This is a genomic window from Corynebacterium frankenforstense DSM 45800 (assembly GCF_001941485.1).
In the GTDB taxonomy this organism is placed as follows: domain Bacteria; phylum Actinomycetota; class Actinomycetes; order Mycobacteriales; family Mycobacteriaceae; genus Corynebacterium; species Corynebacterium frankenforstense.
Map to the genome: position 1 here is coordinate 1,497,579 of NZ_CP009247.1, position 14,206 is coordinate 1,511,784.

The 14,206-nt window shown below is 71.4% G+C and carries 13 protein-coding genes; 10 read left to right on the forward strand and 3 right to left on the reverse strand.

Annotated features, from left to right (window positions below):
- Positions 1 to 3 precede the first annotated feature (3 nt).
- The 3 genes from CFRA_RS06520 to CFRA_RS06530 all read left to right on the forward strand — a co-directional run bounded on the left by CFRA_RS06520 (position 4) and on the right by CFRA_RS06530 (position 4,212).
- Entirely contained in the window at positions 4 to 681 is a 678-nt protein-coding gene (locus CFRA_RS06520) for a PH domain-containing protein (RefSeq protein WP_075663959.1), read from the forward strand.
- 159 nt (positions 682 to 840) lie between these two features.
- On the forward strand, positions 841 to 2,691 hold the full coding sequence (gene ilvD, locus CFRA_RS06525; protein ID WP_075663960.1) for a dihydroxy-acid dehydratase: 1,851 nt from the start codon (positions 841 to 843) through the stop codon (positions 2,689 to 2,691).
- Between the two features lie 117 nt (positions 2,692 to 2,808).
- Positions 2,809 to 4,212 carry a glycosyltransferase family 87 protein gene (locus CFRA_RS06530; RefSeq protein ID WP_075663961.1) on the forward strand — a complete coding sequence of 468 codons (1,404 nt, stop codon included), beginning with the start codon at positions 2,809 to 2,811 and terminating at the stop codon, positions 4,210 to 4,212.
- 150 nt (positions 4,213 to 4,362) lie between these two features.
- Here the strand turns inward: CFRA_RS06530 and CFRA_RS11870 are convergent, their stop codons facing one another.
- A complete protein-coding gene (locus CFRA_RS11870; RefSeq protein WP_075663962.1) occupies positions 4,363 to 5,646 on the reverse strand; it encodes a DoxX family protein in 1,284 nt (427 codons plus the stop codon).
- Positions 5,647 to 5,675: 29 nt separating this feature from the next.
- On the reverse strand, positions 5,676 to 6,509 hold the full coding sequence (locus tag CFRA_RS06540) for an HNH endonuclease family protein (RefSeq protein WP_075663963.1): 834 nt from the start codon (positions 6,507 to 6,509) through the stop codon (positions 5,676 to 5,678).
- Positions 6,510 to 6,648: 139 nt separating this feature from the next.
- On the opposite strand from CFRA_RS06540, the gene CFRA_RS06545 reads away from it, so the two are divergent.
- The gene (locus tag CFRA_RS06545; RefSeq protein ID WP_075663964.1) at positions 6,649 to 7,722 is read left to right on the forward strand and encodes a glutathione S-transferase family protein; all 1,074 of its coding nucleotides are present in this window, start codon (positions 6,649 to 6,651) and stop codon (positions 7,720 to 7,722) included.
- 15 nt (positions 7,723 to 7,737) lie between these two features.
- On the opposite strand, the gene CFRA_RS06550 is transcribed toward CFRA_RS06545, so the two are convergent.
- Positions 7,738 to 8,607 carry a LysR family transcriptional regulator ArgP gene (locus tag CFRA_RS06550; protein ID WP_075663965.1) on the reverse strand — a complete coding sequence of 290 codons (870 nt, stop codon included), beginning with the start codon at positions 8,605 to 8,607 and terminating at the stop codon, positions 7,738 to 7,740.
- 182 nt (positions 8,608 to 8,789) lie between these two features.
- Between CFRA_RS06550 and CFRA_RS06555 the strand changes: the two genes are divergently transcribed.
- From CFRA_RS06555 to CFRA_RS06580, 6 genes are all read left to right on the forward strand, one after another.
- Complete coding sequence (locus tag CFRA_RS06555) at positions 8,790 to 9,638, forward strand: LysE/ArgO family amino acid transporter (RefSeq protein WP_156887979.1); 849 nt, start codon at positions 8,790 to 8,792, stop codon at positions 9,636 to 9,638.
- Between the two features lie 559 nt (positions 9,639 to 10,197).
- The gene (locus CFRA_RS11605; RefSeq protein WP_156887980.1) at positions 10,198 to 10,485 is read left to right on the forward strand and encodes a hypothetical protein; all 288 of its coding nucleotides are present in this window, start codon (positions 10,198 to 10,200) and stop codon (positions 10,483 to 10,485) included.
- Entirely contained in the window at positions 10,449 to 11,486 is a 1,038-nt protein-coding gene (locus CFRA_RS06565) for a SpaH/EbpB family LPXTG-anchored major pilin (protein ID WP_075663967.1), read from the forward strand. The genes CFRA_RS11605 and CFRA_RS06565 overlap by 37 nt, the downstream gene beginning before the upstream one ends.
- Positions 11,461 to 11,727: an LPXTG cell wall anchor domain-containing protein gene (locus CFRA_RS06570; protein ID WP_075663968.1), complete on the forward strand. Its 267-nt coding sequence runs from the start codon at positions 11,461 to 11,463 to the stop codon at positions 11,725 to 11,727. The genes CFRA_RS06565 and CFRA_RS06570 overlap by 26 nt, the downstream gene beginning before the upstream one ends.
- Positions 11,728 to 11,796: 69 nt before the next feature.
- Positions 11,797 to 12,744, forward strand: coding sequence for a class C sortase (locus CFRA_RS06575; protein ID WP_075663969.1), 948 nt, complete (start codon positions 11,797 to 11,799; stop codon positions 12,742 to 12,744).
- Positions 12,734 to 14,203 (forward strand): SpaH/EbpB family LPXTG-anchored major pilin, encoded by a 1,470-nt coding sequence (locus CFRA_RS06580; RefSeq protein ID WP_156887981.1) that lies wholly within the window; start codon positions 12,734 to 12,736, stop codon positions 14,201 to 14,203. The genes CFRA_RS06575 and CFRA_RS06580 overlap by 11 nt, the downstream gene beginning before the upstream one ends.
- The last annotated feature ends 3 nt before the right edge of the window (positions 14,204 to 14,206 follow it).

A 14,206-nucleotide genomic window follows, 5' to 3' on the forward strand; every position in this document is an offset into this window, starting at 1 on the left:
GTCATGACTTCCGCAGCCGAGCGCCCCGTCGACTTCCGTCCCGAGCGCACGCACCTGCTCGTCGGCGCGATCATGACCGTGATCATGCTCATCCCGATCGGGTCGGCGCCGCTGGCGCTCGGCTGGACACTCATCTTCCCCGCCGCGTACCTGTGGTGGATCCTGCGCGCCCGCACCCGCGTCGGCGCCGAGGGGATCACCGCCCGCTACGCCTTCCGCGCCGCCCGCTCGGCCTCCTGGGACGAGCTGGCCGGCGTCGGCTTCACCGGCCCGCGCGCCGTCGCCCGCCTCGAGGACGGCTCCGAGTTCGTCCTGCCCGCGGTCACCTTCAACTCGATCCCCGCCCTCGCCGAGGCGTCGGGCGGACGAATTACCGACGCGCTGAGCGCCGCGCGCGAGGCCGTGGACGACATGGTCACCATCACCCGCGCCGACGGCACCCAGCGCCTGGTCACCCGCGAGGAGTTCGCCGCGCTCGTCGACGCCGGCCGGGTACGCCCCATGGCCTCGGCCGCCGCCGGCGACGCCCAGGAGTCCGAGGGCACCGAGATCGCCCACGGCTCCGGGAGCACCCGGGTATCCGGGTCCTCCCGGGCCGCCGGGGACCTAGGCGAGGCCGGCCGCCCCGGCGAGGGCCACCGCGCCCCCGCCGAGGCCGACCGGCCCGAGGCCCGCGGCTAGCCCCCGCAGGCTGTCCCCGACCCCGGACGCCCGGTGTGCCCCGCGCACCGCGCGTCTCCTCCCGACGCGACCCGTCGCCCGCGCACCCCGCGCGCGGCGCACGCCACGCCCGCCCGACACCCACCCATATCCTCTCCCGCCCCAGTCAGGAGCCCTGAAGTGTTTCCCCTGCGTTCCAAAGTCACCACGGTCGGCCGCTCGGCGGCCGGCGCCCGCGCCCTGTGGCGCGCCACCGGCACCGGCGAGCACGAGTTCGGCAAGCCGATCGTCGCGATCGTCAACTCCTACACCCAGTTCGTGCCCGGCCACGTCCACCTGAAGAACGTCGGCGAGATCGTCGCCGACGCCGTGCGCGCCGCCGGCGGCGTGCCCAAGGAGTTCAACACCATCGCCGTCGACGACGGCATCGCCATGGGCCACGGCGGCATGCTCTACTCGCTGCCCAGCCGCGAGATCATCGCCGACTCGGTCGAGTACATGGTCAACGCCCACACCGCCGACGCGATGGTGTGCATCTCCAACTGCGACAAGATCACCCCGGGCATGCTCAACGCCGCCATGCGGCTGAACATCCCCGCCGTCTTCGTCTCCGGCGGCCCGATGGAGGCCGGCAAGGCCGTCGTCGTCGACGGCGTGGCCCACGCCCCGACCGACCTGATCACCGCGATGTCCGCCTCCGCCAGCGACCAGGTCTCCGACGAGGGCCTGGCCCAGGTGGAGAACTTCGCCTGCCCCACCTGCGGGTCGTGCTCCGGCATGTTCACCGCCAACTCGATGAACTGCCTGACCGAGGCGCTCGGCCTGTCGCTGCCGGGCAACGGCTCCACGCTGGCCACCCACGCCGCGCGCCGCCGCCTCTTCGAGGAGGCCGGCCGCCGCGTCGTCGAGCTGTGCGACCGCTACTACGGCCGGGAGGACGAGTCCGTCCTGCCGCGCTCCATCGCCACCAAGCACGCCTTCCAGAACGCCATGTCGCTGGACATGGCGATGGGCGGCTCGACCAACACGGTCCTGCACATCCTGGCCGCCGCCCAGGAGGGGGAGGTCGACTTCGACCTGTCCGACATCGACGCGCTGTCCTACGACATCCCGTGCCTGTCCAAGGTCGCGCCGAACTCGAACTACCACATGGAGGACGTCCACCGCGCCGGCGGCATCCCCGCCATCCTCGGCGAGCTGCGCCGCGCCGGAAAGCTCCACGAGGACGTCCACACCGTGGCCTACCCGAGCCTCGACGAGTGGCTGGACGACTGGGACATTCGCGGCGGCAAGGCCATCGACGAGGCCGTCGAGCTCTACCACGCCGCCCCGGGCGGGGTGCGCACCACCGAGCCGTTCTCCCAGGACAACCGCTGGGACGAGCTGGACGTCGACCCGGTCGACGGCTGCATCCACGACGTCGAGCACGCCTACACCGCCGACGGCGGCCTGGTCATCCTGCGCGGCAACCTCGCCCCCGACGGCGCGGTGATCAAGTCCGCCGGCGTCGACCAGTCGCTGTGGAAGTTCACCGGCCCCGCGCACGTCTTCGAGTCCCAGGAGGAGGCGGTCTCCGGCATCCTCAACCGCGACATCGTCCCCGGCGAGGTCCTGGTCATCCGCTACGAGGGGCCCTCCGGCGGGCCGGGCATGCAGGAGATGCTGCACCCGACGTCCTTCCTGAAGGGCTCCGGGCTGGCCAAGAAGTGCGCGCTGATCACCGACGGCCGCTTCTCCGGCGGTTCCTCGGGCCTGTCCGTGGGCCACATGTCCCCGGAGGCCGCCCACGGCGGTCTGATCGGCCTGATCGAGAACGGCGACCCGATCTCCATCGACGTCCACGGCCGCGAGATCAACCTGGACCTCGACGACGCGGAGATCGCGAAGCGGCGCGCCGCCATGGAGGCCCGTGAGAAGCCGTGGACCCCGGTCGACCGCCCGCGCAAGGTCTCCCGCGCGCTGCGCGCCTACGCCGCGATGGCCACCTCGGCCGACAAGGGTGCGGTGCGCCGGCTGCCCGACGAGAGCTAACCGGCTCCCGTCACTCCCCCGGGGGACGGCCCCGTCGCCGCCCCGCGCGCGGGCGGCGGGTGCGCCCACGCGCGCCGGTCGGCGGGCGCAGACCCGCGGGCGGTAATCTATCTACCCATGCCGGACAACTCGAGCACCACGGATTCCCGCACCGCGCCGGACGCCCCCGATACGCCGGGCGCCGGCACGGCCCCGCCCGCCCACCCGGCACCCGTGGCCGTCCTGCGCCGCCTCGTCATCCTCATCGGAATGGCGACCGGGCTGGCGGTCACCGCCCAACGCGTCCGGGCCTTCGCCTACCCGGAGGACACCCGCGTCCTCGACTACGCGCTGGACATGGCCGTCTACCGGGAGGGCGTGCGCGCCTTCCTCTCCGGCGGCGAGCTCTACTCGCAGATGATGGACGTCGACGGCATCAAGCTGCCGTTCATCTACCCGCCCTTCGGGGCGCTGGCCCTCTCCCCCTTCGCGCCGGGCTGGCTCAGCCACCGCGCCGCCGGCGACCTGATGGTCGTCCTCTCCGGGCTGCTGGTCCTGCTGTGCCTCCACCTCGTGCTGCGCGCCGTGGTGCGCGAGCGCGACTGGGTGCTGCCGCTGACGGCTGTCTCCTGGCCCGCGGTGATGGTGCTCGAGCCGCTGGTGCTCAACGGGGAGTTCGCACAGATCAACGTCGTCATCATGGCGCTGGTCGTCCTCGACCTGGTGCCGCGCAAGCGGTACCTGCCGCAGGGTTGGCTGATCGGCCTGGCGGTGGCCATCAAGCTCTCGCCGGCGGCGATGCTGCTGTACTTCCTGGTCAAACGCCAGATCCGGCCGATCCTGACGGCCGCGGTCTCCGCGCTGGTCGCCACCGCGCTCGGTGCGGTGGTGCGCTGGGACCAGACCAGGGAGTTCTTCGGCGACATCCTGCTCGGCATGGGCGGCGGCGGCGAGATCGGCGTGGACCCGACCTACACCTCCAACAGCTCGATCAAGGCGATGATCATGCGCTTCGCGCCGACGCGCGAGTGGCTCACCGCCAACGACACGCTGGTCAACGTCCTCTGGCTGGTGCTCTCCCTGGCGGTCATCGCCTGGGGCGCCTGGCTGATGCACCGGCTGATCGCACGCGGCTGGGACACCGACGCCTGGCTGGTCAACGCACTGGTGATGCTGCTGATCTCCCCGATCAGCTGGTCGCACCACTGGGTCTGGCTCGGCCTGCTCTTCCCCGTGGCCGCCTACCGGGTGCTCTCGACGGCCCGGCCGGCCCGCGGCGTGGCCGCCGTGGTGGGCCTGTGGGCGCTGCTGCTGCTGACCAGGCCGCTCAAGTGGGCCTACGGCGACGGCATCGACTTCACCGAGCTGAGCCTTCTCGCCCGCATCCTCGTCAGCGACTCGGTCTGGCTGGCCCTCGCCTTCCTGGCCGTGCTCACCGTCCACCTGGTCCGAGACCCGGCGGACACGCACACCGACGCCCCGGCCGCGGCAGCCGACGCCCCGGACACCACAGGGGCCTCGGGCGCCACGGCCGCCCGCTGACCCGCCATCCCGGCCACCCAGGCGCCCCGGAGGCGCACCCGGACACACGAAGACGCCGGCCCGAAACGGGCCGGCGTCTTTCACTTCGCCGCGGGCGCGGGGCCCGGCGGCCGGAGCGTCTCGACGTACCGGATCAGACGAGGCGCCGGATCAGAACGGGTTGACCCCCGCGCCGAACCACCACAGGGCGCCGAGCGCCACGACGGCGACGACGATGAAGATCCACGAGCTGGCCAGCGGGCGACGGGCCCAGCCGCGCGGGCGGTCGACCGACCAGGTGCCGGGACCGGTGAACTGCAGGGCGATCAGCGCCCCGCCGAGCACCAGCGGCAGCCAGACCTCGGCCGGCCAGTTGAACACGTCGAGGCCGACGCCGGAATTGAAGATCTCGTGCAGGGCGGCGAAGCCGACGGCCACGACGCCCACCGCCGCGAACAGCGGGGTGATCAGGCCGAGCAGCAGGAAGACGCCGGCGGCGAGCTCGGCGGCCGGCACGGCCACCGACAGCGCGCCCGACCAGGCGTAGTTGGCGAAGTCGGCCTCCAGGCCGGCCAGCCCGTCGCCGCCGTCGAGGCGGAAGAAGACGGTCACCGAGTGCAGGATCAGAAACGCCGAGACGAACAGGCGCAGCAGGAACAGACCGAAGTCGGTGGTGCCGCGGCGCGTGGCGTCCAGCGGCTCCTCCTCGAGTCCGCCGAGGTCCCCGGGGGCGGTGACCTCCTCGTCGTCCAGCGCGCGCTCGTCGGCGACGGTCGCGGCGCCGGCACCGGCACCCGCACCGGCCGCTCCGGCACCCGCGCCGGCGGCGGTCGGGCCGATGTCGAGGGGCTCGGTGGAGTCGCCGGCCGGCATCACCGTCGTCTCCGGGGCCTCCTCCGCGTCGCGGCGGTCGCGCAGGCCACGCAGGCCGCGGCGCTCGTCGCGGGTGCTCGTCGGCGCGTCGGAGGCCAGCGGCTCGGATCGGTCCGTCCGCTTGGCGCGCGTGGATCCGCTCTTCGCGCCCGACCCCTTGGCGCCCGCGGCACCTGCGGCGGCACCGGCGGCACCGGCACCGGCGGCCGGCCGGTCGAGGAACTCGGTCTCGGCGGAGTCGGCGGCGGGCTCGGCGGCCGCGCGCTTCTCCGGCTCCGGGTCACGCGGCGGGATGGACTGCGGCGCGGCGCGGCCGGTGCGGGCGTAGGGGTCCGTCCGGCGCGGGCGGCGCCGCGGGCGGGAGGACCCGGCCTCGTCGCCCTTGCGGGCGTCCGTGCCCTTGTCGGCCTCGTCCGCCGTGTCGGCGTCGCGCCGGCTCAGGCGAGACGAGGCGGCAGTCGAGCCGCCGCGGACGGGGCGGGAGGTCTTGGCGTCTTTGTCGGGGTCGTAGGTGGGCAGGTCCAGGTCGTCGAAGTCGTCGTCGAGCGGCTGGGATCCGGCCCGGTCGTTTTTCTCGCTCATGTCCCACAGATTAGGCGGTGAAGACCTTCTCACGGGGCTGCCGCGCGGGAGGGGCAGCGCCCGAGTTCGCGCTCGAGGGCGGCCTTCTCCGCCGGGGTGACCCACAGCCCGTAGGCGGCCTTCACCTCGACCTGGCGGCTGGCGTAGTCGCAGCGGAAGGCCTTGTTCGGCGGCTGCCAGGTCGCGGCGTCGCCGGCGCCCTTCGACTGGTTGGCCGGGCCGTCGACGGCCAGCAGGTTGCGCGGGTCGTTGGCGAAGTTGCGCCGGGTGTCCCCGTCCCAGAACTGCGCGCCGGTCTCCCACGCGTTGGCCAGCGCGACCACGTGGTCGATGTGGATGCGCGAGGCCTCGTCGGTGCCGCGGTCGAAGCGGCGCACCTGCCCCGTGTAGGGCTCGTCGAGGAACCCCGTCTGCGCCACGCACCCGTGCGTGCCCGGGCGCACCTCGAGCTCGCGCAGGTCGCGGCGCAGGATGTCGTTGCGCGTGTCGCAGCCGTTGTGGCCGAACTCGACGGTGACGTCGTCGCTCCACCGCTGCCCGAACGCCTCGCGCTCGTAGCCGGTGCGCGGCGCCTTGCCCTTGACCTCGAGGCCGGCGAGCAGCGCGAAGGCGCCGTCGTCGGCCACCTCGCTCGCCGACGTCCCGGGAAGCGGCGTCGGCGGCTGCGTCGCGCCCGGCGCGACCCCGCTTTCCGACGTCTCCCCCGCCGGCGTCTCCGTCTCCGTCGCCGTCGGCTGCGTGGCAGGGGCCTTCACGGCGGTGGTCTGCACCTCGCGCTCGGCACCCGGGGGCGGGGCGTCCTTCGCGGCGATGGCCAGGGCGAGGACGAAGACCGCCGAGAGCGCGATGAGGAACTTCTTCATGGTGAATGAGACGTTAACAACGCCGCGCGACGCGCGGCGCCACCACCCGCACGACCGTTCGAATCCACGCAAACCCCTTGCAGGCGCGACGTCGTCAAGCTATCTTTGTTGACATATCACCTAGAAGGGAGTCTGCACCGTGGCACACGAGGAGGACTGGGCCGGCGACGCGAAGAACGCCTCGCCGGACGGCGAGTTCGTCCGCGACACGACCTACATCACCGACCGCCTGACCGCCGAACTGGCGCCGGGCTCCGCGCCGCGCCCCCGCGAGGACGGCGCCTTCGACTGGCCCGTCGAGGCCGGCCGCTACCGGCTCATCGGCGCGCGGGCCTGCCCGTGGGCGCACCGCACCATCATCACCCGCCGCCTGCTGGGCCTCGAGGACGCGATCTCGCTGGGCCTGGCCGGCCCCACCCACGACAAGCGCTCCTGGCGCTTCGACCTGGACCCCGAGGGGGTGGATCCCGTGCTGCGCATCCCGCGCCTGCAGGACGCCTACCTCGCGCGCTTCCCCGAGTACCCGCGCGGGATCACCGTGCCCGCGCTCGTCGAGGTCGCCAGCGGCAAGGTGGTCACCAACGACTTCCCCACCATCCCCGTCGACTTCAACGACCAGTGGCGCGGGCTGGCGCGCGAGGGCGCGCCGGACCTCTACCCCGCCGAACTGCGCGAGGAGATCGACGCGGTTTCCAAGCGGGTCTACACCGAGGTCAACAACGGCGTCTACCGCTGCGGCTTCGCCGGCTCTCAGGAGGCCTACGAGTCCGCCTACCACCGGCTGTGGACCGCACTCGACTGGCTCGAGGAAAGGTTGAGCGAGAGCCGCTACCTGGTCGGCGGGCACATCACGCTCGCGGACATCTACCTCTACCCCACCCTGGTGCGCTTCGACCCCGTCTACCACGGTCACTTCAAGGCCTCGCGCAACAAGATCACCGAGATGCCCGCGCTGTGGGGCTACCTGCGCGACCTGTGGCAGACCCCCGGATTCGGCGACACCACCGACATCCTCGAGATCAAGCAGCACTATTACGCGGTGCACACCGACGTCAACCCCACCGGTGTGGTGCCGCTGGGCCCGGACATGACCGGCCTGAACACCCCGCACGGACGCGAGGAGCTGCCCGGCACCCCCTTCGCCGAGGGCGTGACCCTGCCCGGGCCGGTGCCCGCGGGCGAGGAAGTCAAGAACCCGGACTTGTCCGCTTAGGGGTCCGCGGGCCACTCAGTTTATCTCGGCCGCCGCGGCGACCACGGCGTCGGTCAGCTGGCCGAGCACGCGGGACTCGAGGCGCCAGCACTGCCAGTACAGCGGCACCTCGAGGACCTGGTCGTCGAGGGCGACCAGCTCGCGCGCGAGCAGCAGCGGGCGCGCCTGCGGCTCCGCGAGCAGCGCCCAGCCGAGCCCGGCCCGGGCGGCCTCGACGAAGGCCTCCGAGCTGGGCACGTGGCTGATCCGGCGCCGCCGCGGCACGCGCCGGCCGAGCCGGCCGGTCAAGTCGTCGTCCTGGAGCGCGTCGGTGGGCCCGAAACGCAGCGCCGGCATGTGCGCCCAGTCCATGCCCTCGTGGGTCGAGTACCGCGCCCGCAGCTCCGGGGTGGCCACCGCGCGGTAGCGCATCACCCCGAGGCCCACGACCTCGCAGCCGGAGACGGCACGCGGCTCGCGGGTCACGGCGCCGATCACGTCGCCGCGACGCAGCAGCGCGAGGGTGTGCGCCTCGTCCTCGACACGCAGGCGCAGGGCGACGTCACCCCAGGCGGCCGCGGCCGCGAAGACGGGACGGAACCAGGTGGCCAGCGAGTCGGCGTTGACGGCCACCGACAGCGGCACGCGCTCGAGCCGGCCGCTCAGCTGCGACTCGGCCTCCGCCTGCAGCAGGGCCATGCGGCGGGCGGCCTGGACGAGCACCTCGCCGGCGTCGGTCACCCCGACCGGGCTGGTGCGGCGCACGAGCACACGCCCCGCGTCGCGCTCCATGGCCTTGACCCGCTGGCTGACCGCCGAGGGGGACACGCCGAGCGCCGCGGCGGCGGCCTCGAAGCTGCCCTCCTCGACGAGGGCGAGCAGGGTCTCCAGGTGCGTCGGGTTCACCCGCGCCAGCCTAATGCATCCGCGGATGTGAGCTCTGACATAGTCCCCTGGCGCAGCAGCGGAGGTCGCGGCCGCCGGGCCAGCGGGAAGGCACGGGCCCGGAATCCGCGGTTAAGCAGTTCTTCATCAGCTTCACAACGCTTACCTGGACTTCAATGCGCCCCGGCGGCACACTCTGGGCCATGACCACGTCCGTGATTTCCGTCGTCCTCGCCGGCTTCCTGCTGGGCATCTCTCTGATCGTCGCGATGGGCCCGCAGAACATCCTGCTGATCAAGCAGGGCATCCGACGCGAGGGCATCACGGCCGTCGTGACGGTCTGCCTGCTCTCCGACGTCATCCTCTTCATCGCCGGAGTGCTCGGCGTGGGCAAGCTGACCGAGACCTTCCCCGCCGCGCTCGACGTGCTGCGCTGGGTGGGCGCGGTCTACCTGGCCTGGTTCGCCTTCGCCTCCTTCCGCGACTGCCTGCGCCCGAAGAAGGAGCGCGAACAGCCCCTCTCGGTGATCGAGGAGGCCGAGCCGCAGACCGCCGAGGCCGCCCGGGCCGCGGACACGGCGACGGGTGCGACGGCGAGTGCGCAGGCGACGGCGAGCGGCGCGACGTCGGCAAGCGGCGGCACGGCCGACGGCAACTGGACCGGCTCGACGGCGGTGGACACCCGCGAGCGCGGCACCGCCCCGCGCACCCCGCACGACGGCGGTGCGCAGGACGGAGCGCTCCGCACGGGCAAGAACCGTCCGACCTGGTTCAAGCCGATGCTCGCCGCGATCGCGCTGACCTGGCTCAACCCGGGTGCCTACCTGGACAGTCTCGTGATGATCGGTGGCATCGCGCAGCAGTACGGCGACCCGGGCGCATGGTGGTTCATCACCGGCTGCCTCGGTGCCTCCGCGGTGTGGTACATCGGCGTCGGCTACGGCGCCGGGCTGCTCTCCAGGCCGCTGTCCAGCCCGAAGGTGTGGCGGGTGCTCAACGGCGTCTTCGGCGTCATCCTCGTCTACCTGGTCTGGCGCCTGGTCACCATGTGACGGCCGCCGCCTCGTGCGGCGGCCACGGAGGACGGACAGCATATACCAAGTTGGCCGTGATATGGTCAACCCGCACACTTTATTGAACATCTTTCAGTGCGGCAAGACCTCTCCCCACATTTTCAAACTATTGGCCCACCCCTCTCGGGGCATAGGATACACATCACAGCACCTCATCCGACCACCTGTTAAACATATTCATTTTTTATATATTCGCTGCTTATTCTTTTTTCTGAAAGCGCTTAGCTTGCGTAGGGCGATATTTTTGCACCGCCGCGGCACTTTTACTGTGCTGCGGCATATTTTTTACTTAACGAAATCTTGCCGCACCCTTTGATCTTCCTTAGGGTCGATGCGTCGGCGGTTATGTCTGCAGCGCAGACATCTCCGGTGGCACTCAAGCACCATTCACGGACACACAGGCGAACCTGCGGGACGGCCCGACGCACGGACATCCCCCGAGAATCAGCGGTCTCGGCCGGGCGCGCCCCCGCACACGAAACCCAGACGGACCCCTACCCCGACGTGCACGTGCGTCCCCCGAAGGATGAGGAAGAACATGAACGTATTCAAGAAGACGCTGGTCGCCGCCGTCGCGTCGGCCTTCGTCGTCAGTGGTGCCGGCATGGCCGCCACCCCGGTCCTGGCCCAGACCGAGGGCACCCAGGACGCCGCCGCAGCCGCGGCCACCGTGGACTCGACCAGGACCGGTAGCCTGACCATCCACAAGAAGTCCAGCGACACCACCGGCGTCGCCAACGACGGCCTCGAGAAGACGGGGGCGTCCCGGGCACCGACCTCGCGGGCGCCGTGTTCAAGGTCGAGCGTGTCAGCGACATCGACCTGACCACCGCCGAGGGCTGGCTCGCCGCCGAGAGGCTGGCCAAGGGCGGCACCGACGCGGTCAACGATCCCACCCTTAAAGTCGAGACGGGCGTCGAGCTGACCACCGGTGAGAACGGTCAGGCCACGTTCGAGAACCTGCCGCTGGGCCTGTACCGCGTCACGGAGACCGTCGCGCCGGAGGGCCACAACCGCTCCACCCCGTTCTTCGTCACCGTGCCGATGACCAACCCGCAGGACCGCAACGCGTGGATGTACAACATCCACATCTATCCGAAGAACCAGCCCTTCGAGACCGAGATGACCAAGACGGTCGTCGACGCCAACAAGAACGCCGGCGACGACGTCGACTACACGCTGACCACCACACTGCCGGACTACCAGAAGTTCGGCCGCTTCCAGATCGTCGACCTCTTCGACGCCAACCGCCTCGAGGCGAACGCCGAATCCGTCACCTCCGTGACCGCCGGCGGTCAGCCGTTCACCCAGGGCACCGACTACACCGTCGCCGTCCAGAACGAGACCGGGCGGCTCTACGTGATCTTCACCGAGGCCGGCCGCGCCAAGCTGGACGCGCTCAAAGGTGACGCCCGCAAGGTCCAGGTCAAGCTGTCGATGAAGGTCAAGGAGATCGAGGGCGACGAGACCGGCCCGGTCGACAACTCCTTCACCGTCATCGAGAACCCGGACGGCAGCCCGGAGGACCCGGACGTTCCGGGCGAGCCGCCGGAGAACCCGCCGGAGCCGGAGGACAAGCCGAAGTCCTACTTCGGCAACGTCAAGATCGTCAAGCAGGACACCGGCGAGACGGGGCTCCAGGGCGCCGTCTTCGACGTGTACCGCTGCAACGAGGCCGCCGACGGCGAAAAGCAGAAGGACAATCTCGAGGGCGGTCCGATCCGCAAAGGCGTGACCACAGAGGCCAACGGTGAGGCCCGCGTCAACGGCCTGCACGTCAACGACTTCGTCGACGGCAAGGATGGTAACCGGTTACTGCCTGGTTGAGACCACGGCCCCGCAGGGCCACGAGCTGCAGGCCGACGCGATCTACTTCGTGGTCAACAAGGGCGCCACCGAGACCGTCGGCCTGACCAACGTGACCGTCAAGGACGTCCAGCGCAACGCCGGCTTCGAGCTGCCCCTGACCGGTGGCAACGGCATCTGGCTGATCCTGGCCGCCGGCGGCCTGCTCGTCGTCATCGGCGGCGGCTACTACTACGTGTCCAAGCGCCGCGAGAACGCCTAAGACACACCGACGAAGTCCCCGGTCCGCGCGACGCGCAGGCCGGGGCCGACGAGGACGGAGAATGCGCCGATGACTGTCGCAGTCGACACCCCACGTGGGGACCAGCCCGCAGACGGCGGGCGTCACCGTCGTGCCCGAGGCCACCGCGGCGGCAAGCTCGTGCCCCTCCTCCTCGTTCTCGCCGGGCTGCTGGTGGTGCTCTACCCGGTCGTCGCGACCGTGGTGGCCAACGTCCAGCAGTCCGACCAGGCTTACGCATACACCGAGCGCATCAACGACCGGACCACCGTCGAGGAACGGCAGGCCGCGTTGGAGAGCGCCCACCGGTGGAACGCCGAGCACCAGGGGGCCCCGATCCTGGACCCCTGGCTCGCGCGCATCACCGACGACAACGAGGACTACCGCGCCTACCTCGAAGAACTTTCCCTGGATGAGGTGATGGGGCGCGTCATCATCCCGTCCATCCAGTCCGACCTGCCGATCTACCACGGCACCCGCGAGGACACCCTGCAGAAGGGCATCGGCCACCTCTACGGCTCCTCGCTGCCGGTCGGCGGCGAGGCCACGCACGCCGTGCTCACCGGCCACACCGGGCTGTCCGCCTCGACGTTGTGGGACAACCTCACCGACGTCCACGAGGGGGACTCCTTCTACCTGGACGTCACCGGCCAGCGCATGAAGTACCAGATCGACGACATCCGCGTGGTCCTGCCCGAGGAGACCGAGTCGCTGGTCCCCGAGGCCGGCAAGGACCAGGTCACCCTGATCACCTGCACCCCCTACGGCATCAACTCCCACCGCCTGCTGCTCACCGGCCAGCGCGTGCCACTGGACCCGGAGGACGAGGGCGTGTTCACCCAGACCCACCGGCCCTGGCAGTGGTGGATGACCGCGGTGCTCGTGGTCGTGGTCGCCGTGCTCGCGTTCATCGCCTACCGCGCCTGGCGGGCCCGCAGGAAGCGCGCCGCCGGTGCCGAGCGGAACTCCGCCGAGGAGGAGACACCGCATGAGAACTGACCGCCCGAGCACGTGGCGCCCGGTGACGGCACTCTTCGCCGTCGTCGCCGTCGCCGCGATCCTGCTCGCACTGCTCGTCCCGACCCCGGCGGCGGCCGGACCGTCGGCCGGCGGCGACCCGGCCCTCATCGACGCCTCGCGCACCGGTGAGCTGCGGATCACCAAGGCCCTCGGCGACCCGTTCACCGAGTACGGCGATCCGCAGCGCGGCGGCGAGGCCCCGCCGAAGGAACCCGCCGCCGGCGCCGTCTTCGAGGCCCGCCGCATCGACGGGGTGGATCTGACCACCGCCGACGGCTGGCGGGAGGCCGAGCGCCTCTCGGCGACCGACTTCATCTCCGACGCCCCGGAATCGGGGCGCCTGGGCGAGGCGTACGAGGCCACCACCGGAGAGGACGGCGTAGCAGTCTTCACCGACCTGCCCCTGGGGCTCTACCACGTCACCGAACAGCCCGGCTCCGCGGCGGAGAAGAACTGGTCGGTGGCCGAGCCGTTCATCGTGGCCGTGCCCTCCACCGACGCGCAGTCCCGGAGCGGCTGGAACTACTCGGTCTCGGTGAACGCCAAGGACCAGAAGCTCACCGCCCGCAAGGCCGCCGGCACCCACTACGGCCGCCCCGGCCAACAGCTCAGCTACGGAATCACCGCCACGGTGCCCGCGCCCTACCGCGACGGCACCATCAGCCGGGTCTCCATCCACGACCCGCTCGATCCCGCGTCCAGCCACGTGACCGACTCCGACAAGGTCATCCTGGTCGACGCCACCAAGGACTGGAGCGAGGCCTCCACCTACCTCGACGCCGGAGACTTCACCGTCACTGTCGAGGAGACCGGCGGGCAGAAGGTCGCGCGCATGGATCTGACCGACTCCGGGCTGGCCCGCCTCGCCGCGCTGCGCGCGGGGAACCCTCAGGTGACGGTCAACTGGGTGTTCACCGTCCTCATCGAGTCCGTGCCGGCCGACAAGGTGCTGCGCAACCGCGGCTACCTCATCGTCGACGGCTACCCGCCGTTCTCGCCGGACACCCGCCCGGGTGTGCCGACCAACGAGACGCGGGTGCGCTTCGAGGAGGAACCGACCACACCGCCCGAGGACACCGTGACCCCCGAGTCCCCCACCCCTACCCCGGAGGACCCCTCCCTGTCCCCGACGCGGACCGTCCCGACGCCGCCGGAGCCGACCCCGGAGGAGCCCACCCTGTCCCCGACGCGGATCGACCCGACGCCGCCGGAGCCCACCCCGGAGGTTCCGGTCCCGGTCCCCGGCCCGGGCATCCCCGTCCCGCAGGGCCAGCCCACCCCGCCCGCCCAGACCCCGGCACAGGACGACGGCACCCGCAGCGACCTCGCCCGCACGGGCGCGGACTCCTGGCGCGTCATCGTCCTCGGCGCCCTCTTGTTCCTCGCCGGACTGCTCATCCTCATCCGCCGCCGTACCGAAAGGAACCAGCAGCGATGACCT

Excerpts from the sequence above, each read along its gene's own strand:
- CFRA_RS11605 (WP_156887980.1), top strand. The coding sequence starts at position 10,198 with ATGAACGTATTCAAGAAGACGCTGGTCGCCGCCGTCGCGTCGGCCTTC.
- CFRA_RS06520 (WP_075663959.1), top strand. The coding sequence starts at position 4 with ATGACTTCCGCAGCCGAGCGCCCCGTCGACTTCCGTCCCGAGCGCACG.
- CFRA_RS06540 (WP_075663963.1), bottom strand. The coding sequence starts at position 6,509 with ATGAAGAAGTTCCTCATCGCGCTCTCGGCGGTCTTCGTCCTCGCCCTG.
- CFRA_RS06580 (WP_156887981.1), top strand. The coding sequence starts at position 12,734 with ATGAGAACTGACCGCCCGAGCACGTGGCGCCCGGTGACGGCACTCTTC.
- CFRA_RS06530 (WP_075663961.1), top strand. The coding sequence starts at position 2,809 with ATGCCGGACAACTCGAGCACCACGGATTCCCGCACCGCGCCGGACGCC.
- CFRA_RS11870 (WP_075663962.1), bottom strand. The coding sequence starts at position 5,646 with ATGAGCGAGAAAAACGACCGGGCCGGATCCCAGCCGCTCGACGACGAC.
- CFRA_RS06570 (WP_075663968.1), top strand. The coding sequence starts at position 11,461 with ATGGTAACCGGTTACTGCCTGGTTGAGACCACGGCCCCGCAGGGCCAC.
- CFRA_RS06555 (WP_156887979.1), top strand. The coding sequence starts at position 8,790 with ATGACCACGTCCGTGATTTCCGTCGTCCTCGCCGGCTTCCTGCTGGGC.
- CFRA_RS06575 (WP_075663969.1), top strand. The coding sequence starts at position 11,797 with ATGACTGTCGCAGTCGACACCCCACGTGGGGACCAGCCCGCAGACGGC.